23 protein-coding genes are annotated in these 22,090 nt (G+C 71.0%); 21 read left to right on the top strand and 2 right to left on the bottom strand.

All coding sequences use genetic code 11. From position 1 onward, the window contains the following. Positions 1 to 123 precede the first annotated feature (123 nt). From murF to BN1701_RS15930, 19 genes are all read left to right on the top strand, one after another. The gene (gene murF, locus BN1701_RS16020; RefSeq protein ID WP_054049696.1) at positions 124 to 1,575 is read left to right on the top strand and encodes a UDP-N-acetylmuramoyl-tripeptide--D-alanyl-D-alanine ligase; all 1,452 of its coding nucleotides are present in this window, start codon (positions 124 to 126) and stop codon (positions 1,573 to 1,575) included. Continuing rightward, on the top strand, positions 1,572 to 2,660 hold the full coding sequence (gene mraY / locus BN1701_RS16015) for a phospho-N-acetylmuramoyl-pentapeptide-transferase (RefSeq protein WP_054049694.1): 1,089 nt from the start codon (positions 1,572 to 1,574) through the stop codon (positions 2,658 to 2,660). Before murF ends, mraY begins: the two co-directional genes overlap by 4 nt. Next, positions 2,657 to 4,054, top strand: coding sequence for a UDP-N-acetylmuramoyl-L-alanine--D-glutamate ligase (gene murD, locus BN1701_RS16010; RefSeq protein ID WP_054049692.1), 1,398 nt, complete (start codon positions 2,657 to 2,659; stop codon positions 4,052 to 4,054). The genes mraY and murD overlap by 4 nt, the downstream gene beginning before the upstream one ends. Beyond that, the gene (ftsW, locus tag BN1701_RS16005; protein ID WP_054049691.1) at positions 4,054 to 5,460 is read left to right on the top strand and encodes a putative lipid II flippase FtsW; all 1,407 of its coding nucleotides are present in this window, start codon (positions 4,054 to 4,056) and stop codon (positions 5,458 to 5,460) included. Before murD ends, ftsW begins: the two co-directional genes overlap by 1 nt. Beyond that, positions 5,457 to 6,575 carry an undecaprenyldiphospho-muramoylpentapeptide beta-N-acetylglucosaminyltransferase gene (gene murG / locus BN1701_RS16000; protein WP_054049689.1) on the top strand — a complete coding sequence of 373 codons (1,119 nt, stop codon included), beginning with the start codon at positions 5,457 to 5,459 and terminating at the stop codon, positions 6,573 to 6,575. The genes ftsW and murG overlap by 4 nt, the downstream gene beginning before the upstream one ends. Further along, positions 6,572 to 7,984 carry a UDP-N-acetylmuramate--L-alanine ligase gene (gene murC, locus BN1701_RS15995; protein ID WP_054049687.1) on the top strand — a complete coding sequence of 471 codons (1,413 nt, stop codon included), beginning with the start codon at positions 6,572 to 6,574 and terminating at the stop codon, positions 7,982 to 7,984. The genes murG and murC overlap by 4 nt, the downstream gene beginning before the upstream one ends. Further along, positions 7,981 to 8,715, top strand: a complete 735-nt coding sequence (locus tag BN1701_RS15990; protein ID WP_067520747.1) for a cell division protein FtsQ/DivIB — start codon at positions 7,981 to 7,983, stop codon at positions 8,713 to 8,715. The genes murC and BN1701_RS15990 overlap by 4 nt, the downstream gene beginning before the upstream one ends. Before the next feature lie 58 nt (positions 8,716 to 8,773). Continuing rightward, a complete protein-coding gene (locus tag BN1701_RS15985; RefSeq protein ID WP_054049684.1) occupies positions 8,774 to 9,292 on the top strand; it encodes a DinB family protein in 519 nt (172 codons plus the stop codon). A gap of 181 nt (positions 9,293 to 9,473) precedes the next feature. Next, positions 9,474 to 10,787 (top strand): cell division protein FtsZ, encoded by a 1,314-nt coding sequence (gene ftsZ / locus BN1701_RS15980; RefSeq protein WP_054055893.1) that lies wholly within the window; start codon positions 9,474 to 9,476, stop codon positions 10,785 to 10,787. Between the two features lie 66 nt (positions 10,788 to 10,853). Beyond that, positions 10,854 to 11,558, top strand: coding sequence for a peptidoglycan editing factor PgeF (gene pgeF / locus BN1701_RS15975; RefSeq protein ID WP_054049682.1), 705 nt, complete (start codon positions 10,854 to 10,856; stop codon positions 11,556 to 11,558). Beyond that, entirely contained in the window at positions 11,555 to 12,265 is a 711-nt protein-coding gene (locus BN1701_RS15970; protein ID WP_054049680.1) for a YggS family pyridoxal phosphate-dependent enzyme, read from the top strand. The genes pgeF and BN1701_RS15970 overlap by 4 nt, the downstream gene beginning before the upstream one ends. Positions 12,266 to 12,323: 58 nt before the next feature. Continuing rightward, positions 12,324 to 12,965 (top strand): cell division protein SepF, encoded by a 642-nt coding sequence (locus tag BN1701_RS15965; RefSeq protein ID WP_054049678.1) that lies wholly within the window; start codon positions 12,324 to 12,326, stop codon positions 12,963 to 12,965. Positions 12,966 to 12,984: 19 nt separating this feature from the next. Further along, complete coding sequence (locus tag BN1701_RS15960; RefSeq protein WP_082859880.1) at positions 12,985 to 13,272, top strand: YggT family protein; 288 nt, start codon at positions 12,985 to 12,987, stop codon at positions 13,270 to 13,272. A gap of 46 nt (positions 13,273 to 13,318) precedes the next feature. Then, positions 13,319 to 14,149 (top strand): DivIVA domain-containing protein, encoded by an 831-nt coding sequence (locus BN1701_RS15955; protein ID WP_054049674.1) that lies wholly within the window; start codon positions 13,319 to 13,321, stop codon positions 14,147 to 14,149. 212 nt (positions 14,150 to 14,361) lie between these two features. Further along, entirely contained in the window at positions 14,362 to 14,964 is a 603-nt protein-coding gene (locus BN1701_RS15950; protein ID WP_054049672.1) for a hypothetical protein, read from the top strand. Between the two features lie 80 nt (positions 14,965 to 15,044). Then, a complete protein-coding gene (locus BN1701_RS15945) occupies positions 15,045 to 16,295 on the top strand; it encodes an MFS transporter (RefSeq protein WP_054049669.1) in 1,251 nt (416 codons plus the stop codon). A 5-nt stretch (positions 16,296 to 16,300) separates the two neighbouring features. After that, on the top strand, positions 16,301 to 16,585 hold the full coding sequence (locus tag BN1701_RS15940) for a putative quinol monooxygenase (RefSeq protein ID WP_054049667.1): 285 nt from the start codon (positions 16,301 to 16,303) through the stop codon (positions 16,583 to 16,585). Positions 16,586 to 16,692: 107 nt separating this feature from the next. Next, entirely contained in the window at positions 16,693 to 17,184 is a 492-nt protein-coding gene (locus BN1701_RS15935) for a GNAT family N-acetyltransferase (protein ID WP_082859879.1), read from the top strand. A 185-nt stretch (positions 17,185 to 17,369) separates the two neighbouring features. Continuing rightward, positions 17,370 to 18,932, top strand: a complete 1,563-nt coding sequence (locus BN1701_RS15930; RefSeq protein WP_231949859.1) for a penicillin-binding transpeptidase domain-containing protein — start codon at positions 17,370 to 17,372, stop codon at positions 18,930 to 18,932. A gap of 1 nt (position 18,933) precedes the next feature. Here the strand turns inward: BN1701_RS15930 and BN1701_RS15925 are convergent, their stop codons facing one another. Together BN1701_RS15925 and BN1701_RS15920 are read right to left on the bottom strand one after the other, a co-directional pair. Then, on the bottom strand, positions 18,934 to 20,367 hold the full coding sequence (locus BN1701_RS15925; protein ID WP_054049664.1) for a hypothetical protein: 1,434 nt from the start codon (positions 20,365 to 20,367) through the stop codon (positions 18,934 to 18,936). Positions 20,368 to 20,541: 174 nt separating this feature from the next. Beyond that, a complete protein-coding gene (locus BN1701_RS15920) occupies positions 20,542 to 21,045 on the bottom strand; it encodes a hypothetical protein (protein ID WP_054049662.1) in 504 nt (167 codons plus the stop codon). 56 nt (positions 21,046 to 21,101) lie between these two features. On the opposite strand from BN1701_RS15920, the gene BN1701_RS15915 reads away from it, so the two are divergent. Together BN1701_RS15915 and BN1701_RS15910 are read left to right on the top strand one after the other, a co-directional pair. After that, positions 21,102 to 21,668 (top strand): TetR/AcrR family transcriptional regulator, encoded by a 567-nt coding sequence (locus BN1701_RS15915; protein WP_082859878.1) that lies wholly within the window; start codon positions 21,102 to 21,104, stop codon positions 21,666 to 21,668. After that, positions 21,668 to 21,943 carry a DUF167 domain-containing protein gene (locus BN1701_RS15910; protein ID WP_054049658.1) on the top strand — a complete coding sequence of 92 codons (276 nt, stop codon included), beginning with the start codon at positions 21,668 to 21,670 and terminating at the stop codon, positions 21,941 to 21,943. Before BN1701_RS15915 ends, BN1701_RS15910 begins: the two co-directional genes overlap by 1 nt. Positions 21,944 to 22,090: the final 147 nt, after the last annotated feature.

Below are 22,090 nucleotides of genomic sequence, written 5' to 3'. Positions count from 1 at the left end.
CGGCGGTGCGCGGCGTCGTAGTCAGTTGGAAAGGCAGCGCGACGACCGGCAGGGGGACCATGACGGCGGCCGGTTGTCCGCTGACCGAGGTGACCGGGCTTTGAATTCCGGGGAGGCGGACCAGTGATTCGTTTGACCTTGCGCGAGGTCGCCGATGCCGTGGGCGGCACGCTGCATCAGGCGACCGGGGATGAAGTCGTTGCCGGGTCGGTCGAATTCGACTCCCGCTCCCTGACCGAGGGCGGTCTGTTCGTCGCCATGCCGGGCGAGCGGGTCGACGGGCACGACTTCGCCGCGGCGGCCGTCGAGGCAGGTGCGGTGGGTGTCCTCGCCGCGCGGCCGGTCGACGCGCCCGCGGTGATCGTTCCGCCCGTGACCGACGCGCACACGCGCTCGGTGGCGCTCAGCGGTGACACGGACGGCTCCGGCGCGGCGGTTCTGGCTGGTCTCGGCGCACTCGCGCGAGCCGTGGTCGACCGGCTCGACGTGACCGTTGTCGGCGTCACCGGGTCCTCCGGCAAGACCTCCACCAAAGACCTCATCGCCCAGCTGCTGGCCCCGATGGGCCCGACCGTGGCCCCTCCCGGCTCGTTCAACAACGAACTCGGCCACCCCTGGACCGTCCTGCGCGCCGACGAGGCCACCAAGCACCTGGTCCTCGAACTCTCCGCGCGCGGGCCCGGGCACATCGCCGCGCTCTGTGACGTCGCGCCGCCGCGGATCGGGGTCGTGGTCAACGTCGGCAGCGCCCACCTCGGCGAGTTCGGGTCGCGGGCCGACATCGCCGAGACCAAGGGCGAGCTGGTCGAGAAGCTGCCCGCCGACGGTGTCGCGGTCCTCAACGCCGACGACCCGCTGGTCGCCGCCATGGCCGACCGGACTCGGGCGCGGGTCGTGCTGGTCGGCGAGGCCGCCACCGCCGAGGTCCGCGCGGAGAAGATCGAGCTGGACGAGCAGGCCCGCGCCTCCTTCACCATGATCACCCCCAAGGGCGACGCCGAGATCAGCCTCGCCCTGCACGGCGCCCACCACGTCGGCAACGCGCTCGCCGCGGCCGCCGTGGCGCTGGAGTTGGGGGCCTCGCCGCGGGAGATCGCCGAGCGGCTCTCCGGGGCCCGGCGGGTGTCGGCGCGGCGCATGGAGGTGACCACCAGGGCCGACGGCGTCACGGTGGTCAACGACTCCTACAACGCCAATCCCGAGTCGGTACGCGCCGCGCTGAAGACGTTGGCGACGATGGCGCGCACGGGCGATCGACGCCGGTCTTGGGCCGTTCTCGGCGTGATGGGCGAACTCGGCGACACAGCGGTCGCCGCGCACGACGAGATCGGCAGGCTCGCGGTGCGGCTGGACATCAACCGGCTGGTGGTGGTCGGTGATCAGGCCCGTGCGATGCACCAGGGCGCCCATCTGGAAGGTTCGTGGGGAGAGGAGTCGGTGCTCGTGCCCGACGTCGATGCCGCGGTGGCGCTGCTGCGCGCCGAACTGGCACCCGGTGACGTGGTGCTCGTGAAGGCGTCCAAGTCCGCCGCGCTGTGGCGGGTCGCCGACGCACTGCTGGAGGACACCAAGTGAAAAGCATCCTCATCGCGGCGGCGATCGCGATGGTCGTGTCGATCTTGCTCACCCCGTACCTGATCAGGGTCTTCTCCCGGCAGGGCTTCGGCCAGGAGATCCGCGAGGAAGGCCCGCAGGGGCACAAGTCCAAGCGCGGCACCCCGACCATGGGCGGCGTGGCGATCGTGGTGGCCATGTGGGCCGGTTACGGCACCTCCCACATCGTCAACGCCATGTCGACCCCGCGCGGCGAGTCGCCGACCGCGTCCGGCCTGCTGGTGCTGTTCTTGGGCACCGGTCTCGGCGTGGTGGGTTTCCTCGACGACTTCATCAAGATCCGCAAGCAGCGAAACCTGGGCTTGAACAAGACCGCGAAGATGGTCGGACAGCTCGTGGTGGGTATCGCGTTCGCCGTGCTGGCGCTGCGGTTCCCCGACGAGCGTGAGCTGACCCCCGCGTCGGATCACCTGTCGTTCGTGCGCGACATCGCCATCGTGTCCTTCGGCGGCATCGGCTTCATCGTCTTCTGCTACCTCGCCGTGTCCGCGTGGTCCAACGCCGTGAACTTCACCGACGGCCTCGACGGTCTGGCGGGTGGCTCGTCGGCGATGGTGCTCGGCACCTACGTCGTCATCTCGTTCTGGCAGTTCAGCCACGACTGCGCGCGGGTCCGCGAGGCCGCGTGCTTCGACGTGCGCGACCCGCTGGACCTGGCGGTCGTGGCCGCCGCGGCGATGGGCGCGTGTATCGGCTTCCTGTGGTGGAACGCCGCGCCCGCCAAGATCTTCATGGGCGACACCGGCTCGCTCGCGTTGGGCGGCCTGGTCGCCGGTCTGTCCATGGCCACCCGCACCGAGCTGCTGATGATCGTCATCGGCGGTCTGTTCGTGGTCGAGATGGTCTCGGTGGTCCTGCAGATCGCGGTCTTCCGCACGACCCGCCGACGGCTGTTCCGAATGGCGCCGTTCCATCACCACTTCGAGCTGGCCGGGTGGGCGGAAACCACGGTCATCATCAGATTCTGGCTGCTCGCGGGCGTGTGCGCGATGTTCGGGCTCGGCCTGTTCTACGCCGACTGGCTCGCACTCGGCGGCGGCGTGTGACCGACCTGAACGGCAGCGCCGTCCTCGTCGCGGGGGCCGGGGTCACCGGGAGGTCGGTCGCCGCCGCCCTCAAGGGCCTTGGCGCGAACGTCACGGTCACCGACGCCAACGCCGAGCGCCTCAACGAGCTGGCCGACATCGGCGTCGCGCTGGTCCCCGGCCTCAGCGCGCCCCCCGAGGGCACCGATCTCGTCGTCACCAGCCCCGGATGGCGCCCGACGAGCCCGCTGCTGGTCGCCGCCGAGGCCCAGGGCATCGAGGTGATCGGCGAGGTCGAGCTGGCCTGGCGGATCGGCCGGACGCTGCCCCGGCTGCCGGTCTGGCTGGCCGTCACCGGCACCAACGGCAAGACGACCACGGTCGGCATGCTCGAAGCGATGCTCACGGCCCACGGCGCCAACGCGGTGGCCTGCGGCAACGTCGGCCTGCCGGTGATCGACGCGGTGCTGGCGGGCCACGAGGTGCTCGCCGTCGAACTCTCCAGCTTCCAGCTGCACTGGCAGTCGTCGCTGCGGGTGCACGCGGGCGCGGTGCTCAACCTGGCCGAGGACCACCTCGACTGGCACGGCTCGATGGACGAGTACGCCCACGCCAAGGGCAGGATCTACACCGGGGCGAAGTTCGTCGTGCGCAACACCGCCGACGAGTGGTCCGAGCGGCTCGCCGCCGAGCACGATGGCACCCAGATCGGCTTCCGGCTCGACACCCCGCTGCCCGGTGAGCTGGGCGTCGTCGAGGACCTGCTGATCGATCGCGCCTACACCGAGGACCCCCAGACCAACGCCGTCGAGCTGGCCACCCTGGCCGATGTGCGCCCGGCGGGCTCGCACAACGTCGCCAACGCGCTGGCCGCGGCCGCGCTCGCCCGCTCGTACGGCGTCTCGACCGAGGCCGTTCTCGCCGGGCTCAAGGCGTTCGTCCCCGGCGCGCACCGGGCCGTCCCGGTCGGCACCGCGGCCGGGATCTCCTACGTCAACGACTCCAAGGCCACCAACCCGCACGCCGCCGCGGGCTCGCTGCGCGCGTTCGAGTCGGTGGTGTGGATCGCGGGCGGGCAGCTCAAGGGCGCCTCGATCGACGCGCTGGTCGCCGAGGTCGCTGGCCGGTTGCGCGGCGCCGTGCTGCTCGGGGTCGACGCCGAGGTGATCTTCGGCGCCCTGGCGCGACACGCCCCGGATGTCCGCGTCGAGCGGGTGGGTCCGGGAGACGATGAGCCCATGATCGCAGCGGTTCGCGCGGCACGCGCCATGGCCCGACCGGGTGACGTCGTCCTGCTCGCGCCCGCGGCGGCCTCCCTGGACATGTATCGCAGCTACGCCCATCGGGGTGAGGCGTTCACCGAAGCCGTGCTCGGGCTTCTGCGGGAGGACGACGGCGACACCGGGGCGGCGTGATGACCGTGACCGAGACCCCCGCCGCCGTACGGCCGCGACGCGCCGTCCGGGCCGCGGGGAAGCTGGGCGCGGTGCGCACCGCGCTGACGGCGTGGCTGGGCAGGCCGCTGGCCTCCTTCCACCTCGTTCTCGCCGTGTTCGGCCTGCTCACCGCGCTGGGCCTGGTCATGGTGCTGTCGGCGTCCTCGGTGGTCTCGTTCAACACCCCCGGCTTCGGCCTCTACACCGTCTTCAAGAAGCAGTTGCTCTACGTGCTCGTCGGCACCGTTCTGTTCTGGGTCGGCCTTCGCACCCCGTTGGCGAAGATCCGGGCACTGAGCCCGATCGCGCTCATCGGCGGCGTGATCATGCTGGTCCTGGTGCTGACCCCGCTGGGCGCCACGCTCAACGGCACCCGCAGTTGGTTCCGGTTCGGGCCGATCTCGTTCCAGCCGATCGAGCTGTGCAAGCTCGCGCTCGCGCTCTGGGGCGCGCACGTGCTGGTGGTCAAGCGGGCCGTCCTGCACCGCTACCGGCACCTGCTCGTCCCGGTCCTGCCGGTCGCCCTGGTGCTGTTCGCACTGGTCATGCTCCAGCCCGACCTCGGCGGCACGGTCACCCTCGGCGTCGTGCTGATCGCCCTGCTGTGGTTCGCGGGCGCCCCGCTGCGGCTGTTCGCGTCCTTGGCCCTCGGCGCTGTCGCGGGCGTCCTGCTGCTGGCGGTGGGCACCAACTACCGGCTGGACCGGGTGCTCAGCTTCCTCAACCCCGACGAGGACCTGAGCGGGCGGGGCTACCAGGCGCTCCAGGCGCAGTACGCGCTGGCCGACGGCGGCTTCTTCGGCAGTGGCCTCGGCCAGGGGTCGTCGAAGTGGAACTACATGCCCAACGTCCACAACGACTTCATCTTCGCCCTCATCGGCGACGAACTGGGCCTGCTGGGCTGCGGCCTGGTGCTGGGCCTGTTCGCGATGCTGGCCGTGGTCGGCATGCGCATCGCCACCCGCAACATCGACCCGTGGATCCGGATGGTCGCCGCGACGCTGACCGTCTGGCTGGTCGCCCAGGCCGCGATCAACGTCGGCTATGTGGTGGGCCTGCTGCCGGTCACCGGCATCACGCTGCCGCTCATCTCCTCCGGTGGCACGTCGGTCGTGGTGACCATGCTGGTGTTCGGGATCCTCGGCAACTGCGCGCGCCATGAGCCTGAGGCCGTGTCGGCACTACGCTCACAGGGGCCGGGTCGGTTCGGCAAGCTGCTGCACCTGCCCGCACCGGACCCGTACCAGCCGCCCAAGAAGCGCAAGCCGGTCCGGCCGACCGCACCGCCGCGCGGCGCCGAGCAGCGCAAGCGCGGCACGCCAGAACGAGCTAGGCAGAAGTCCGGCCGCGGGAACCCGCGGACCCCTAAAGGAGGACGTCGTTGACCGGTGGGAGTCAGGCCGCCCGTAAAGGCCCCTGCGTCGTGATCGCGGGCGGCGGCACGGCCGGACACATCGAGCCCGCCCTGGCCTTGGCCGACGCGGTGATGCGGCTGCGGCCCGACGCGCGGGTCGTCGCGTTGGGCACCGAGCGCGGCCTGGAGAAGACGATCATCCCGGCGCGCGGCTACCCGCTGGAGTTCATCCCGCCGGTGCCGATGCCCCGCAAGCCCAACGTCGAACTGCTCAAGCTGCCGCTCAAGGTGCGCTCGTCGATCAAGGCCACCCGCGAGATCCTCGACCGGGTCGGCGCCGACATCGTGGTCGGCTTCGGCGGCTACGTGGCCCTCCCGGCTTATTTGGCCGCGCGCGGCAGGCTGCCGATCATCGTGCATGACTCCAACGCCCGGGTCGGCCTGGCCAACAAGGTCGGCGCCCGGTTCGCCGAGCGGGTCGCGGTCGCCGTGCCCGACTCGGGGCTGCCCAACGCCGAGGTCATTGGCATCCCGCTGCGCGAGTCGATCATCAACCTGGACCGGGCCGCGCTGCGCGCGCAGGCCCGCGAGTTCTTCGGCCTCGACCCACACGCGCCGACGCTGCTGGTTTTCGGCGGCTCCCAGGGCGCGCGGTCGATCAACACCGCCGTATCCGGCGCCGCGCGGGCCCTGGCCGACGCCGGGATCGGCGTGCTGCACGCACACGGCCCCAAGAACTCACTGGTCGTGCAGGAGGTCCCGGGGGCCCCGAAGTACGCCACCGTGCCCTACCTGGAGCGCATGGACCTCGCCTACGCCGCCGCCGACGCCGCGCTGTGCCGCTGCGGGGCGATGACGGTGGCCGAGGTGTCCGCGGTCGGCCTGCCCGCGGTCTACGTCCCGCTGCCGCACGGCAACGGGGAGCAGGCGCTCAACGCCCAGCCTGTGGTCGACGCGGGCGGCGCGGTCATGGTCCCCGACGCCGAGCTGACCCCGCAGTCGGTGGCCGAGCTTGTGGTCCCGATGCTGACCAACCCCGACCGCCTGGCCTCGATGAGCGCGGTGGCCCAGGGCAGTGGCCACCGGGAGGCCGCCGACGTGCTCGCCCGGATGGTGCTCGACTCCATCGACAAGAGGTCCCGATGACCACCACCGACCGCCTGCTCGCCCGCGCCCACCTGATCGGCATCGGTGGCGCCGGGATGAGCGGCATCGCCCGGATTCTGCTGGCCCGCAACCGGATGGTGTCCGGATCCGACGCCAAGGAGAGCCGCACCTTCCTCACGCTGCGGGCCCAGGGCGCGAAGATCGCCATCGGCCAGGCCGCGGCGAACCTCGACCTGCTTTCCGAGCCGCCCACCGCGGTCGTGGTGTCCACCGCGATCAAGGAGGACAACCCGGAGTTGGTGGAGGCCCGCAGGCGCGGGATCGTCGTCGTGCACCGGTCCGAGGCGCTGGCCGAGCTGATGCGGGAGCACCGGGTCGCGTGCGTGGCGGGCACCCATGGCAAGACCTCGACCACGTCGATGCTGACGGTCGCGCTGCAGCACTGCAGGCTCGACCCGTCCTTCGCCATCGGCGGCGACCTCAACGAGTCCGGCGCTAACGCCCACCACGGGTCCGGCGGGATCTTCGTGGCCGAGGCCGACGAGAGCGACGGCTCGTTCCTCGCCTTCCGCCCCGAGGTCGCGGTGGTCACCAACGTCGAGGCCGACCACCTCGACCACCACGGCACCGTCGAGGCCTACACGGCCGTGTTCGACTCGTTCCTCGACCAGATCACCGCCGACGGCGTGCTCGTGGCCTGTGCCGACGACCCCGGCTCGGCGGCTCTGGCCGACCGCGCTGAGGCCAAGGGCATCCGCGTGCGCCGCTACGGCCGGACCGCGACCGCCGAGTCGGACGCGACGATGCTCGACTACCGGCCGCGCGACGGCGGGGGAGTCACCCGCGTCTCGCTCGACGGCCGCGAGTTCGAACTCGGCGTTGCCATGCCCGGCGAGCACATGGCCCTCAACGCGCTGGCCGCGCTGGTCGCGGGCCTGGAGCTGGGCGCGCCGCTGATCGAGCTTGGCGAGGGCATCGCCGCGTTCGGCGGGGTGCGCAGGCGCTTCGAGTTCAAGGGCCGGGTCGGCGGCGTGCGGGTCTACGACGACTACGCCCACCACCCGACCGAGGTCGCCGCGCAGCTCTCGGCGGTGCGGCCCGCGGCAGAGGACGGGCGGGTCGTGGTGATCTTCCAGCCACACCTGTACTCCCGGACCAGGCAGTTCGCCGCCGAGTTCGCCGAAGCGCTATCGCTGGCCGACGTCGTCGTCGTGCTCGACGTGTTCGGCGCCCGCGAGCAGCCCGAGCCCGGGGTGAGCGGCGCGCTGATCGCCGACGCCGTCACCGCCCCGGAGGTGCACTACGAGCCCGCGTTCGACCGGGTCACCACCCTGGTGGCCGACCTGGTGCGCGACGGTGACCTGGTGCTGACCATGGGCGCGGGCGACGTCACCTCCCTCGGCCCTGAACTGCTCGCGGAGTTCGACCGGCGCGCGAGCACTCCGTGACCAGTACAGGGACCACCGCGGCGTCGATCTCAGCGACCCGGCGCAGGCCCCGGCAGACCGAGCGGCCGGTCACCCGGGGCCGCTACCTGATGCGCCGGTGGGCCGTGCTCGGTGGGGTCCTCGGCGTGCTGGGACTGCTCTACGTCGTGCTGTTCACCTCGGTGCTGGGCGTGCGCGGCGTCGAGGTGCTGGGCAACACGGTGCTGACCGCCGACGAAGTGCGCGACGCGGCGAAGGTCGAGCCGGACAGCCCGCTGGTGCGGCTCGACACCGACGCCATCGCCGCGCGGGTGGCCGCGCTGCCCAGGGTCCGGTCGGTGGATGTGCGTCGGTCGTTCCCGAGCACAGTGGAGATCATCATCGTGGAGCGGTCCGCGGTGGCGGTCGCGATCGCCCCGGACGGGTTCCACCTGGTCGACGGCGCCGGGGTCGACTACAGCGTCGAGACCGCGGCCCCACCCGGATTGCCGCAGGTCACGGCTCCGGACCCGGCGACGACCAAGGCCGCGGTCGAGATACTGGCCGCCGTGCCGGAGCCGCTGCGGCCGCAGGTGGTGTCGGTGGTGGCGGAGACGGTGGGCAACGTGCGGCTGACGCTGACCGACGGCCGGGTGGTCAAGTGGGGCGGCACCGACGAGTCCGCCCGCAAGGCCGCGGTGCTGGGCCCCTTGCTGACCAGGCCGGGCAAGACCTACGACGTGGCCACGCCGGACTTCCCGACCGTCGCCTGATTCGTCCACTGTAGAAATTGCGATGCGGGCCGGGGCCGCTTCGGTGAGACTTCCGCCCATGACTTCCACTGAGACTGCCACTGACTCCCGGATCGATCCTCCCCGCACCGGCGGCGAACTCGACCAGCTCACCGCGTTCCTGGACTACCTGCGCGGCACCGTCGTGCGCAAGACACTCGGACTGTCCGAAGAGGACGCTCACCGGGTGCTGCTGCCGTCGGAGCTGATGACCGTCGCGGGCCTGCTGTCGCACCTGCGCTGGGTCGAGGCGTGGTGGTTCGACGTCGTGCTCAACGGCAGGCCCGACCGCGCCCCGTACACCGAGGAAGACCCCGACGGCGAGTTCCGCATCGCCGCCGACATGACGGTCGCGACGCTCGTCGCCGACTACGAAGAGCAATGTTCGGTCAGCCGCGGGATCGTCGCCGGTCTCCCGCTGGACCACGTGGCGACCTACCTGGACGGCAAGCAGGTGAATGTGCGGTGGGTGTTGATCCACATGATCGAGGAAACCGCCCGCCACGCAGGCCATATGGATATCATCCGGGAGCAGCTCGACGGCGCGACCGGGGAGTGAGCCTTACGTCCCGTGACGAACATCCGCGGCGCCGCACGGCGTGGCGGCTGGATCGACGGTCGAGGTATGCCTACCTTCCTTGCGTAGTCCGGGGTTGACATAACTCTCAGGCTCTGGTTGAGGTCGAGAGTTCCAGAGCCAGGACAGCATCATGCAGGACACGATCAGGAAGGCGGCCGTCATGACGCCCCCGCACAACTACCTCGCCGTGATAAAGGTCGTCGGCATCGGTGGCGGCGGCGTGAACGCCGTCAACCGGATGATCGAGGTCGGCCTCAAGGGTGTCGAGTTCATCGCGGTGAACACCGACGCGCAAGCGCTGCTGATGTCCGACGCCGACGTCAAGCTCGACATCGGCCGCGAGCTCACCAGGGGCCTTGGCGCGGGCGCCAACCCCGACGTGGGCCACAAGGCCGCCGAGGACCACCGCGAGGAGATCGAGGAGGTCCTCAAGGGGGCCGACATGGTCTTCGTGACCGCGGGCGAGGGCGGCGGCACCGGTACCGGCGGCGCGCCTGTCGTGGCCTCGATCGCGCGCAAGCTCGGCGCGCTCACCATCGGCGTGGTCACCCGCCCGTTCTCCTTCGAGGGCAAGCGGCGGGCCAAGCAGGCCGAGGACGGCATCACCGAGCTGCGCAACGAGTGCGACACGCTCATCGTCATCCCCAACGACCGGCTACTGCAGCTCGGCGACGTGGGCGTCTCCCTCATGGACGCCTTCCGCTCGGCCGACGAGGTACTGCTCTCCGGTGTCCAGGGCATCACCGACCTGATCACCACCCCCGGTCTGATCAACCTCGACTTCGCCGACGTCAAGAGCGTCATGTCGGGCGCGGGCAGCGCTCTGATGGGCATCGGCTCGGCCCGCGGCGAGGGCCGCGCGGTGCAGGCGGCGCAGAAGGCGATCAACTCGCCGCTGCTGGAAGCCTCGATGGACGGCGCCCACGGCGTGCTGCTGGCCATCGCGGGCGGCTCCGACCTCGGCCTGTTCGAGATCAACGAGTCGGCGTCGCTGGTCCAGGAGTCCGCGCACCCCGAGGCCAACATCATCTTCGGTACGGTCATCGACGACTCCCTCGGCGACGAGGTTCGGGTCACGGTGATCGCGGCGGGCTTCGACAGCGGCACCCCGACGCACAAGAAGCTCGACCCGACCGTCCTGGGCTCCCGCTCCACCAACACGGTGACGGCCACGCACGGCCAGGTCGCACCGCCCGCCACCGAGCGTCCGCCCGCCGCGGTGACGCAGCAGCCCCAGCAGCAGCCGGTGCAGCAGCATCAGACGCAGCAGCATCAGACGCAGCCGGTGCAGCAGCACCCTGGCGCATACCAGGCCCCGCAGGCCAACGGCTACCCCCAGGCGGCACCGCCCGCGGCGGGCGCGCAGTCGCTGCCCGGCGTGCGCGGCACCCAGGGCAGCCTGCCGAGCCGGGCCGTCCCGGTCGGCGAGGACCCGGACGAAGAGGTCGACGTCCCCCCGTTCATGCGCAGGTAGTGAAGCGTTGAGACCATACGAACCCCGGCGATGTTTCGCCGGGGTTCGTCTCGCTGAGGAGTGCTTGTGCGGATTCGTCGGGTGGTGACAACGCGCGAGGGTGGGGTGTCCGCCGCGCCCTATGAGTCGTTCAACCTCGGGGACCACGTCGGCGACGACCCCGCCGCCGTCGCCGCGAACCGGGGCAGGCTGGCCGGCGAGCTGGGGCTGGCGCCCGAGCGGCTCGTCTGGATGGAACAGGTGCACGGCCGATCCGTGGCCGTCGTCAACGGCCCGCAGGACGGACCTGTCGAGGCAACAGACGGTCTGGTGAGCGCCGAGCCCAACCTCGCCTTGGTCGTGCTCGTCGCCGACTGCGTTCCCGTCCTGCTCGGCGACCCCGAAGCCGGGGTCGTGGCCGCTGTGCACGCCGGTCGGGTCGGCGCACGCGTCGGTGTGGTGCCCGCGGCGCTGGCCGCGATGCGGGACGCCGGGGCCGACCTGGGCCGCGTGGAGGTGCTGCTCGGCCCCTCGGTGTGCGGCGACTGCTACGAGGTGCCGCAGGCGATGCAGACCGACGTCGAGAAGCACCTGCCCGGCAGCGCCTGCCGCACCCGCAAGGGCACCGCCGGGCTCGATCTGCGCGCCGGGCTCTGGCGCCAGCTCGCCGACGCCGGGGTCGCGCGGATCGGGATCGACCCGCGGTGCACAAACGAGGAGCGAACCCTGTTCAGTCACCGCAGGGAATCGACCACTGGGCGATTGGCCGCGGTCACCTGGTTCGAGCCGTGACCGACCGCGCCGCCGAGATCGCCGCGAACCTCGCCGACGTGCGCGAGCGGATCGACGCGGCCTGCGCCAAGGCCGGGCGCGACCCCTCTGACGTGCGGCTTCTCGCGGTGACCAAGACCTTCCCGGCCACCGACGCCGTCATCCTGGCCGACCTCGGGGTGCTCGACCTCGCCGAGAACCGCGACCAGGACGCCGCGCCCAAGTCCGACGAGGTCAGGGTGCTGCGCCCGGATTTGAAGGTTCGCTGGCACATGGTCGGCAGGCTCCAGCGCAACAAGGCCAGGTCGGTCGCGCACTGGGCCGACGAGGTCCAGTCGCTCGACTCGACCCGTTTGGCCGACGCGCTCGCGCACGCCGCGGCCGATCGGCCCACGCCACTCGACGTGCTCCTCCAGGCGAGCATCGACGGCGACCCGGCGCGCGGCGGTTGCCCCCTGGGTGATCTTGATTACCTTGCGGATCATGTAATTCGATCGAGTGAACTCCGATTGCGGGGGATCATGGCGGTGGCACCGCTGGGGATGGAACCGGCGGCGGCCTTCGAACGTCTTGCCGGTGCGGCGCAGCAGCTCCGCGCGCTGTATCCCACGGCGCGTGAGCTGTCGTGCGGCATGAGTAACGATCTCGAAGAAGCGGTCGACCATGGGTCGACGTGCGTGCGTGTCGGAACTGCCCTGCTAGGGGGTCGCGGGTTAGCCTCCCCTTGACAGGTCAACCATGACTGCGCACGTGGGAACCACGCACGGGGAGTCGCGGAGGAATGCCATGAGCACACTGCAGAAGCTGAAGGCTTACTTCGGAATGGTGCCTGCCGAAGAGCTCGAGGACTACGACGGCGACGACTACGAGGGTCGCGCCTACGGCCGCCGTCCCGAGTACCTCGACGACGACTTCGACGACTACCCCGGCGCCCGCCGGAAGTGGTTCGGCGGCCCGCGCGCGGGCTACCGCGAGGACGCCGACGACGACTTCGAGCCGCTCGACCGCGGTCGGCCGCGACCGGCCTGGGCTGGGCAAACGGCGCAATCCGACCCGCAGACCCACGGTGCGCTCGCGATGGACGCCCGTCGCGACCCGGCACCGCGCCCGCGTCAGCTCGAAGCCCCCGCGCAGGCGGGCGGCTACCCGATGGGCCGCGTCGTGACGCTGCACCCAAGCAGCTACAACGAGGCGCGCACCATCGGCGAGCACTACCGCGACGGGCGCCCGGTGATCATGAACCTGACCGAGATGGACGACGCCAACGCCAAGCGGCTCGTCGACTTCGCGGCCGGGCTCGCGTTCGCGCTGCGGGGCTCCATCGACAAGGTCACGAACAAAGTGTTCTTGATCTCACCCCCCAATGCCGACCCCACCGCGGAGGACAAGCGGCGGTTGGCGGAGGGCGGGTTCGCCACCCGAAGCTAAGTGATGGCAGAGTTGAGCTGTGGAACCAGTGCTTCTCGCCGTCTATTGGGTGTTGTTCACCTTCTGGCTGCTGCTGACCGCCCGGGTGGTCGTCGAGCTTGTGCGCACCTTCGCGCGCGAGTGGCGACCGGCCGGTGGGGTTGCGGTCGCGCTGGAGACCATCTACACAGTGACCGACCCTCCGGTTCGTTTGGTCCGTCGGCTCATACCGACTGTCCGAATCGGCGGCGTAGGCCTGGACCTATCGATTATGGTGCTGCTGCTGGTTGTGTTCATCTTGATGCAACTGGCGTATCCCGGGTCTTAGGGGAGACTTGGGTACTTGGCAGCCCTGGAGTGCGTGAGGTGATCAGATGTCGTTGACCCCCGCTGACGTGCACAACGTCGCGTTCAGCAAGCCTCCCATCGGCAAGCGGGGCTACAACGAGGACGAGGTGGACGCCTTCCTCGACTTGGTCGAGGTGGAGCTTTCCCGCCTGATCGAGGAGAACAACGACCTGCGCGCGCAGGTCGAGCAGCTCGACGCGCAGTTGGAGTCGGCTCGCGCCGACCTCGACGACGCTCGGACCGGCGGCGGCGTGCCCACGGTGGCGCCCTCCCGGGTCGAGGAGCCGCGTCGGCTCACTCCCGTTCCGCCGCCCAGCGCGCTGGAGCAGACCAGTCCCGGGGGCGGCGGTGATCACCACGTGCAGGCCGCCAAGGTCCTTGGCCTCGCGCAGGAGATGGCCGACCGGCTCACCGGCGAGGCGAAAGCCGAAGCCGACGGGATGCTGGCCGAGGCTCGGACCAAGTCCGAGCAGCTGCTCTCCGACGCGCGGGCGAAGTCCGACACCATGGTCAACGAGTCGCGTACGCGCGCCGAGACCATGCTGAACGACGCGCGGACCAGGGCCGAGACGCTGGAGCGTCAGGCCAGGGAGAAGGCGACCACGCTGGAGCGCGATGCCCAGCGGCAGCACACCGAGATCATCGGCGCGGTGCAGCAGGAGCGCACCACGCTGGAGAAGAAGATCGACGAGCTGCGCACCTTCGAGCGTGAGTACCGCACCCGACTGAAGACCTTCCTCGAGTCCAGCCTGCGCGAACTCGGCGACCGCGGTTCCGCGGCCCCGACCAGCGAAGGCGGCCGCGGGGCAGGCCAGCAGAGCGGCTACTCGTTCGGCCCGCGCGCGGAAGCGGGCTGACCTAGCGGTGTGTCCACGAACGTTGCCGGGCTCTCGACGGCCCAGCTTCCCGCTGGGCGCACCGCCGGAACGCCCAAGTACAACCCAGTACGAGCGGCATTCCGGCGGCACGCCCAGCGGAAACCTGGATCCGCCGATAGCCCGACAACGCTCATGGACACACCACAAGGCAGTCACGGCCGGGTCATCCCGCCGGACAGTAGGGCACAAGGTTGCTGTATATCGTCTTGCTGCTGGTGCTCGGCGCTCTCGGGTTGCTGATCACCGCTCTCACCACGGCCAACACGCTGTGGGCATGGCTCTCGGTCGGCATCAGTGTCGTGGCCGCCGCCATCCTCGTCCTCGACTGGCTCCGTAATCGCCGCCGGGCCGCAGCGCCATCAGCTGCTGCCCAGGTGGCCGACGAGCCGGAGCCGGACGACTTCGGCGACGACGACCCCGACGACGCCACTGGCTTCGATGACGAGCCAGAGGACGAAGACGTCCTCGCCGTCGCGGAGGAGCCGTCCACCGCTCCCACGCCACCGCTGGGCGCTTCGACCGCGGATGATCCCGACAGCGAGCCCGCCGAGGAGGAAACCGACGCGGCCGACCTGTTGGTGGTCTCCGGGTTGTCCGCCGACGTGCGGGTGCTCGACGAGCGACCGCGCTACCACCTGGTCAAGTGCGGGTGGCTGGCGAACCGGCCGTCGATCGCGCTGCCGGTGTCGGAGGCTCGCCAGCTCGGGTTCACCCCGTGCGGTCGGTGCGCCCCCGACGCCACTCTCGCGGCCAAGCACCGCGCTGGTCGAGGCGCCAGGACGACCGGCCAGTAGGGCCAGAAAGTCGATCGCAGGCTGTCCGACCCCCGTGGCACAGTGGACTGAGTCCTACTAGGGGGGTCTCAGGGTGAGTCGTGGCTGGGGATAGCGCGGTCCGATCCGCTTCGGACGACCGTGCGGCGCGGCCTCGGCTCGGTCGTGACTTCGGCAAACTCTGGGGCGCGTTCGCCGCGTCCAACCTCGGTGACGGCATCGCCTTGGCGGCGGGGCCGCTGCTGGTCGCCTCGCTGACCGACGACCCGGCGCTGATCTCCGGAGCCGCGGCCGTGCAGCAGCTGCCGTGGCTGCTGTTCTCGCTGATCAGCGGCGCCTACGTCGACCGGCTCGACCGGCGGAAGCTGATCATTGTGGTCAACATCCTGCGGGCGGCGGTGATCGCGGGGCTGGCGGTGGCGGTCTGGACCGGCCACGTGACCGTCGCGCTGGTCTACGTCGCGTTCTTCCTGGTCGGTGTCGCGGAGACGTTCGCGGACAACGCGGGGTCGGCGATGATCCCGGCGGTGGTGGACAAGGACTTGCTGCCGAGGGCGAACGCGCGGCTCAGCGCGGTGCACATGGTCGGCAACCTGATGATCGCGCCGCCGGTGGGTGCCGCGGTGTTCGTCGTGGCCGCGTCGCTGCCCTTCGGGATCAACGCGGTGGGCTTCCTGGTCGCCGCGGCCCTGATGGCGTCGATCCGCTACCGGCCAGAACCGGTCAAGGTCGTCGAGCGCAGGCCGCTGCGGGTGGAGATCGCCGAGGGGCTGCGGTGGCTCTGGGCACACCGGCTGGTCCGGGTGCTGGCGGTCTGTCTGTGTCTGATGAACATCACGTTCTTCGGTCCGTTCTCGATCCTGGTGCTCTACTCGCGCGAACACCTCGGCCTGCCGGAGATCGGCTTCGGCGCGCTGCTCGCGGCGAGCGCGGTCGGCGGCCTGCTGGGCACGGCGGCGGTGAGTCGGCTGCAGAAGCGCCTCGGCGACGGCGCGCTGCTGCGCATCGGACTGGTCGTGGAGACCGCCACCCACTTCGCGCTGGCACTCACCTCCGACGCGTGGCTGGCGGGCGCGACCCTGGTGGTCTTCGGCGCCCACGGCGCGATCTGGGGCGTGGTGTCGATGTCGGTGCGCCACCGGGTCGTGCCCGACCGCCTGCGCGGCCGAGTCGGCAGCGTCTACTACCTGCTGGTCATAGGCGGCGCGGCCATCGGCTCCCTGCTCGGTGGCCTGACCGCCAAGGCCTGGGGCGTGACGGCGCCGTTCTGGCTGGCGGGCTCGGCCATGGTCGTGATGACGGTCTTCGCCTGGCGCCACTTCTCGACGTCGGCCTTCGCTGAGGAAGACTGACCAGCATGCTCGATTTGATCGTCATCATCACCGTCAAGCAGTCCGAGGACGTGCCCGCCGTGGCCGACGCGCTGGCCCGGATGCGGCCGATGTGTCTGGCCGAGCCAGGGTGCGTGAGCTGGGAGGCGCTGCACTCGGAGGCTGATCCGCGGCGGTTCACCCTGGTGGAGCGGTGGGAGAGCCGTGAGCTCTGGGACGCGCATGGGGACTTGGACGCCATCCAGGGGGTGTATCTGCCGGAGATCCTGCCGGTGGTCGACCGCGAGGTGCACGTGTCGCGGCGGCTCTGACACCCGCTGTTCACCCCTCGGCACTCACTTCGCCTGGCACCTGTGCAACGCTGCGGTCCTGTACCTGCTGGTCAGGGTGGCGGCGGATCGAGTGTGGGAGGTCACGGGTGCGGATCGAGAGGGCGAGCGCGCAGGACGTCGACGGGCTGGCTGACGTCCTGCTCGACTGCGTGGCGGGCGGGGCCAGCGTCGGGTTCCTCGACACCCTGACCCAGGCCGAGGCGGTGGCGTGGTGGTCGGGCGCGTTGGCCCAGCCCGACACACTGACCTGGGTGGCTCGCGACGGCGGCCGGGTGGTCGGGGCCGTGCGGCTGCTCTTGGTGGCCAACCCCAACGGCACCCACCGGGCCGAAGTGGCCAAGCTCCTTGTGCACCGCGACGCCCGTGGGCGCGGGTGCGCGGGAAAGCTCCTGGACGCGCTGGAAGAGGCCGCGCGCGAGCTCAACCGGACCCTGCTGATCCTCGACACCCACACCGGCAGCCCCGCCGAAGGGCTCTACGAGCGGCGCGGGTGGAAGCGGGTCGGGACCGTCGAGGACTACGCCACCACGCCCGACGGCGGCCTGATCGCCACGACGTTCATGTCTATCCGGCTATAACACGGCTCGTCGGTAGGTAACGTCACGAGCTGGTTTCAGGAAAGCCGTTCCCCGGTCGGGTGGTCGCCGTCCTGGCATGCTGGGGTTCGCGCGACTGTCGCGCCTCGGGGGAGTTCGCGTCGTACTGGGGGTACAACGTGTCATCCACGCGCAAACGCGTGATTTTGTCCATTGGTGCCTTGGCGGTGCTCGTGTGCCTGGGTGCCGCTGTCTATGTGCTGCTCCCACGGGAGCGGGTGCCCGCCGCCGCGTCCACCAAGAACGCGACGCAGCCCACGCTGACGGCGGCGCAGGTGGGGGAGCGGTTTCTCAAGGCGCTGTCGGCGCAGGACTTCACCACCGCCTCGGCGGTGACGACCGACAAACAGGCCGCCGCCTCGACTTTGGCGGGCGTCAAGAACCTGCTCAAGCCCGCGAAGATCGCCGCGACGTGGACGGCGGCGCCCGCGCCCGCGCCGGACGCCACGGAGGTGGCGGTCCCGTTCCAGTGGGCTTGGGGTTTCGGTGAGCAGGAATGGGTCTATCCGAGCACGTTCACCCTGGTTCGCGGCGACCAGTGGCAGGTGCGGTGGGAACCCACGGTCGTGCACCCGAAGCTCGCGCCCGGGTTCGCGCTGGACGTCAAGGTCTCGACCCCGGACGCGGCCGCGGTGCTGGACAAGGACGGAAAGCCGCTGATGAAGTGGATCGGCGCGGCCCCCGGGCCGGTCGACCCCACGGTGGCGCCACTGCTCACCCCGGCGATGAAGAAAGCGGTGAGCGACGCGCCCGCGCCGTCGTCCAGGATCGTGCTGGTCAACGCGGGTGCCGAGGTGGAGAGCCTGTTCGGCGCCGAGGCCAAGGCGGCTGAGCCGCTGAAGTCGACGGTGGGACTGTCCGCGCAGAAGGCCGCGCAGGCCGCGGTGGACTCGGCGTCGGGCCCCGCGATGCTCGTCGCCATCCAGCCGTCGACCGGGGGCATCCTGGCGGTCGCGCAGAACGCCGCCGCGGGCGAGAGTCCCAAGGCGCTCAACGGACTCTATCCGCCCGGCTCAACGTTCAAGATCGCCACCGCGGCCGCGGTGCTGGACGCGGGCACGGCGACGATCGACACCGTGCTCCCCTGCCCCGAGCGCAAGACCATCGGCACCCGCAGCGTGAAGAACGATGGCTTCGGGCTGCCGGACAGCCCGCTGCGCACCGCGTTCGCCCGGTCCTGCAACACCACCTTCGCCGCGCTCGCGGGCGACCTGCCCGCCGACGCGCTGTCCGCATCGGCCGCGCGCTTCGGTTTGGACGCGAACTTCGAGGTGCCGGGGATCAGCACCCAGACCGGTCGGGTGAAGCCCGCCGCGGGCACGCCGGAGCAGGTGGAGAACAGCATCGGGCAGGGCACCGTGCAGACCAGCCCGTTCGGCGTCGCGCTGATGAGCGCGACGGTAGCGGCGGGCAAGCCGGTGACGCCGAGACTGTTCGCCACGGTCGACACCGTCGTGCAGACCGGCTACCGCGCGCCGTCCGGGGCCACGATCGGCGCCCTTCGCGCGATGATGCGGGAGGTCGTGACGTCCGGCACCGGCAAGGCGCTGGCCAAGTACGGCGCGGTGGCGGGAAAGACCGGTACGGCCCAGTTCGGTGACGGGTCGCAGGCCCATGGCTGGTTCACGGGGTATCGCGGGGATGTGGCGTTCGCCGTGTTGGTGGAAGGAGCCGGGTCGTCGGAGCCCGCCGTCGCGGTGACCGGTCGGTTCCTGGCGGGTCTGGGCTGAGTTACTCGACCACGCGGAGTTCGATCTGTTCGGCGCCGTCGCCGAACACAGCCACCAGTCGGCTGCGACCGGCGACGGCGGCCAGGGCCGGGTGGGCGGTCAGGTCGGTCCGCAGCGCGGGCGTCAGCAGCAGCCAGGACTGCTCCAGACAGGTGGCCGGGCATTCGGCCGGTCGGGTGGTGACCGACCGGGACCGGCCGCCGCGGACCAGGTCGACCCAGGTCGTCTCGTCGGTCATCACGACCGTTTCCGGCAGATTCACCCGCAGCCAGGTGGCCGCGTCGGCGCTGGGGCCGGGGTCGGCCGCCGCGGCGGCGCTGTGCCCGCCGATCCACGCGGGCACGGCGAAGCCGACCACGGTCATGGCCAGGGCGACAGTGGGGGCCAGGAACGGGCGCACCAGCGTGTGCCTGCCGATCCGGGCGCGATGGGTGACGCCGCACTCGACCGTGCCCGCCACCAGCAGCGCGGTCAGCGGCAGCAGCACCGCCAGCGCGCCCGTGCCGGGGCCGCCGGGGATGATCGCGACCACGATCAGCGAGAGCACGCCGACGGCCAGCGGGCGCAGCCGGTAGGAGAACAGGGCGCCCGCGGCGGCGAAGACACCGGTGGCGGCCAGGATCGGGTCGAGCGCGATCCAGTGCGCGGGGGCGGGTCCGTCCCCGGCCAGGTGGATGCCTTCGAGCACGGCCGTGGCGCCAAGGCCGATGCCGACGCCGATGCCGAACATCGAGGCGAGCATCAGCGACAAGCGCTTGCGGCGGCGGCGCCAGATCAGCCAGCCCGCGCCCGGCGCCAGCGCCAGCGTCACCGGGGCGGTGATCACAGCGATCACCAGGAACGCGGTGGCCCACAGGTCGGGGGCCAGTGACCGGTGCCGATTCTGTGTCCACAGTAGACCGAGTCCGGCCAGCGCCCAGGGCAGCGCGGCGTTCTCCGGACGGACGGTGGTCGACATAGACACCGCCAGCGGCGAGAGGGCGACGACCACGACCGCTGCGGCGGCCGTCCACCGGGACAACTCCATCCGCCTGGCGAACAACCAGATCAGCAGCGCGCTCGCGGCCGCGGCGAAGACCATCGGCTCGCGGGCGGCGGCCAACGCGCCCGCGTGCCGGGCGAAGGCGTCGGTGGCGGCGGCGTAACCGCCGATCTGCAACCACGCGAGCGGGGCCGACACCGCGCTGCCCGGGTCGAGTGACTGCCCTAACTCGGCGAGGGCGAACACCTGGGCGACGTGATGGGTTTCCGTTGGCTGGGCAGGGGAGTCGATGACGGCGACCCGCAGTGCCGCGGTCAGCCCGGCCAGGCCGAGCGGCACGGCGAGTCGGTGCAGGGTGCGGCCCGCCACCAGCGTGCGCGCCTCGACGCGCCAGCGCCAGGAACGCAGGGTGAAACGGGCCGCGGAGAGGACGCTCCAACGGTGTGCGGTCATATGGTTGCCCGGTTGGGGACGGGCATCTCCTTGCTGGGTGGGGTGATCCTGGGGCCGCGGTTCGACCATGGTAAACCGATGATCACGCCCTTGCGTACTGCAACTTTCCGTTAAGTGGCCTAGCGGCCTTACGGGTGATGCGGGAACGCTTGATGGGCCGTTCGGGTGTACCTCTTACGCCCTTGCGGCCACTGTGCTTCGCATGCGGCGGTGCAGGAATCGGACCCACGGCGACCACCGCGCGCGGCGGGCGGGCGGGTGTCCGACGGAGGTCGCTGCCCGGTCGAGCAGGTCCTCCAGCAGCGCGTCGTGCAGCCAGCGGATCGCCAGCGGCCAGGCGAGGTGGCCCATTCCGCGCGGGCGCGCGGCGATCACGTGGCGCAGCACGCACGAGTCGGGCGTCGGCCCGTCGAGCACGTCGAGGGTGTGGGTCCCCTCGATGAGGAAGCCGGGCGCGAAGGTGGCCTCGATCATCCGGCCGGGCCGGTAGGCGGTGCAGGAGTAGCGGACTATGCCGTGTCCGCCGACCGCGCCAACCGCGGTCGGGCGGTCGAAGCGCAGCGCGGGCCAGGCGTCGACCGGCCAGATCGGGCTGTCGGCGCCCTGGATCTCGTCCAGCAGGCGACCGACGACCGCTGGGGCGACCGGGAGTTCTCGTTGGTGCACATTGTGGATCATCAGGAGTCCTTCCATACGGAACCGTATAGTTCTTTCTGTACGGTACCGTATGGATCGTGCCGAAGCGGAGGACCAAGGACGACTGGACCGAGATCGCGCTGGCCGCCATCGCCGAGGGCGGTGCGGCCGCGGTCGCCGTCGAGCCGCTCGCGGCCAGGGTCGGGGCGACCAAGGGCAGCCTCTACTGGCACTTCCCCACCCGCGACGCGCTGCTCGACGCGGCGCTGGCGCGCTGGGAGCGCGAGCACACCGAGGCCGTGATCAGCTTCGCCGACCGGGGCGCGACCGCCCACGAGCGGCTGCGGCTGCTGTTCGGCGCCGTGCTCGACACGGGCGGGGAGATCGAACTGGCGCTGCTGGCGTCCACGTCGGATCCCAAGGTGTCGGCGGCGGTCTCCAGGGTCACCGAACGCAGGCTCGGCTACCTCACCACGCAGTTCGCCGAACTCGGGTTCGGCCGTGCCCAGGCCAGACGGCGGGCGGTGGTCGCGTACTCCATCTACCTGGGTCAGACCCAGCTCATGCGGGCGACGCCGGGGGCGCTGGCCCAGTCGCCCGCGGCCCGGCGGGCCTATGTCGACGATGTGCTGCACGTTGTGCTCGCGACTCCGGCGGATTCCTAGTGTTCCGGTTCGGTATCCGGGTCAAACCCGGTGTGCGCAAGGCGCGGGTCGGCGGCCGGTGGGGCGAGGGCGACACGTTGGTCGTCGCCGTCGCCGCGCCCGCGGTGGAGGGCAAGGCGAACGACGCGGTGCGCCGTGCGGTGGCCGAGGCGTTCGGCGTGCGCGGGCAGGACGTGAAGATCGTCACCGGCGACCGCGGCCGGGACAAGGTCATCGACGTCGACCCTGCCCCTCCAGACGCCGCCGAGACCCTGCGGCGGTTGCTAGATGATTGATTCCTGACTGTCACCAGGTCTCGACCGGCCCACGACGCCGCTGCCCGCGTTGCAGGAACAGCCACGTACACCCGGTACGCGCGCTGTCCCTGCGCCTTGGCAGCGACGCCGTGGACCAGCCGATACCAGGCGACAGTCAGGAATCAA

Origin of the sequence: Alloactinosynnema sp. L-07 (assembly GCF_900070365.1) — a bacterium.
Classification (GTDB): domain Bacteria; phylum Actinomycetota; class Actinomycetes; order Mycobacteriales; family Pseudonocardiaceae; genus Actinokineospora.
This window is presented reverse-complemented; position numbering and strand designations above follow the sequence as displayed.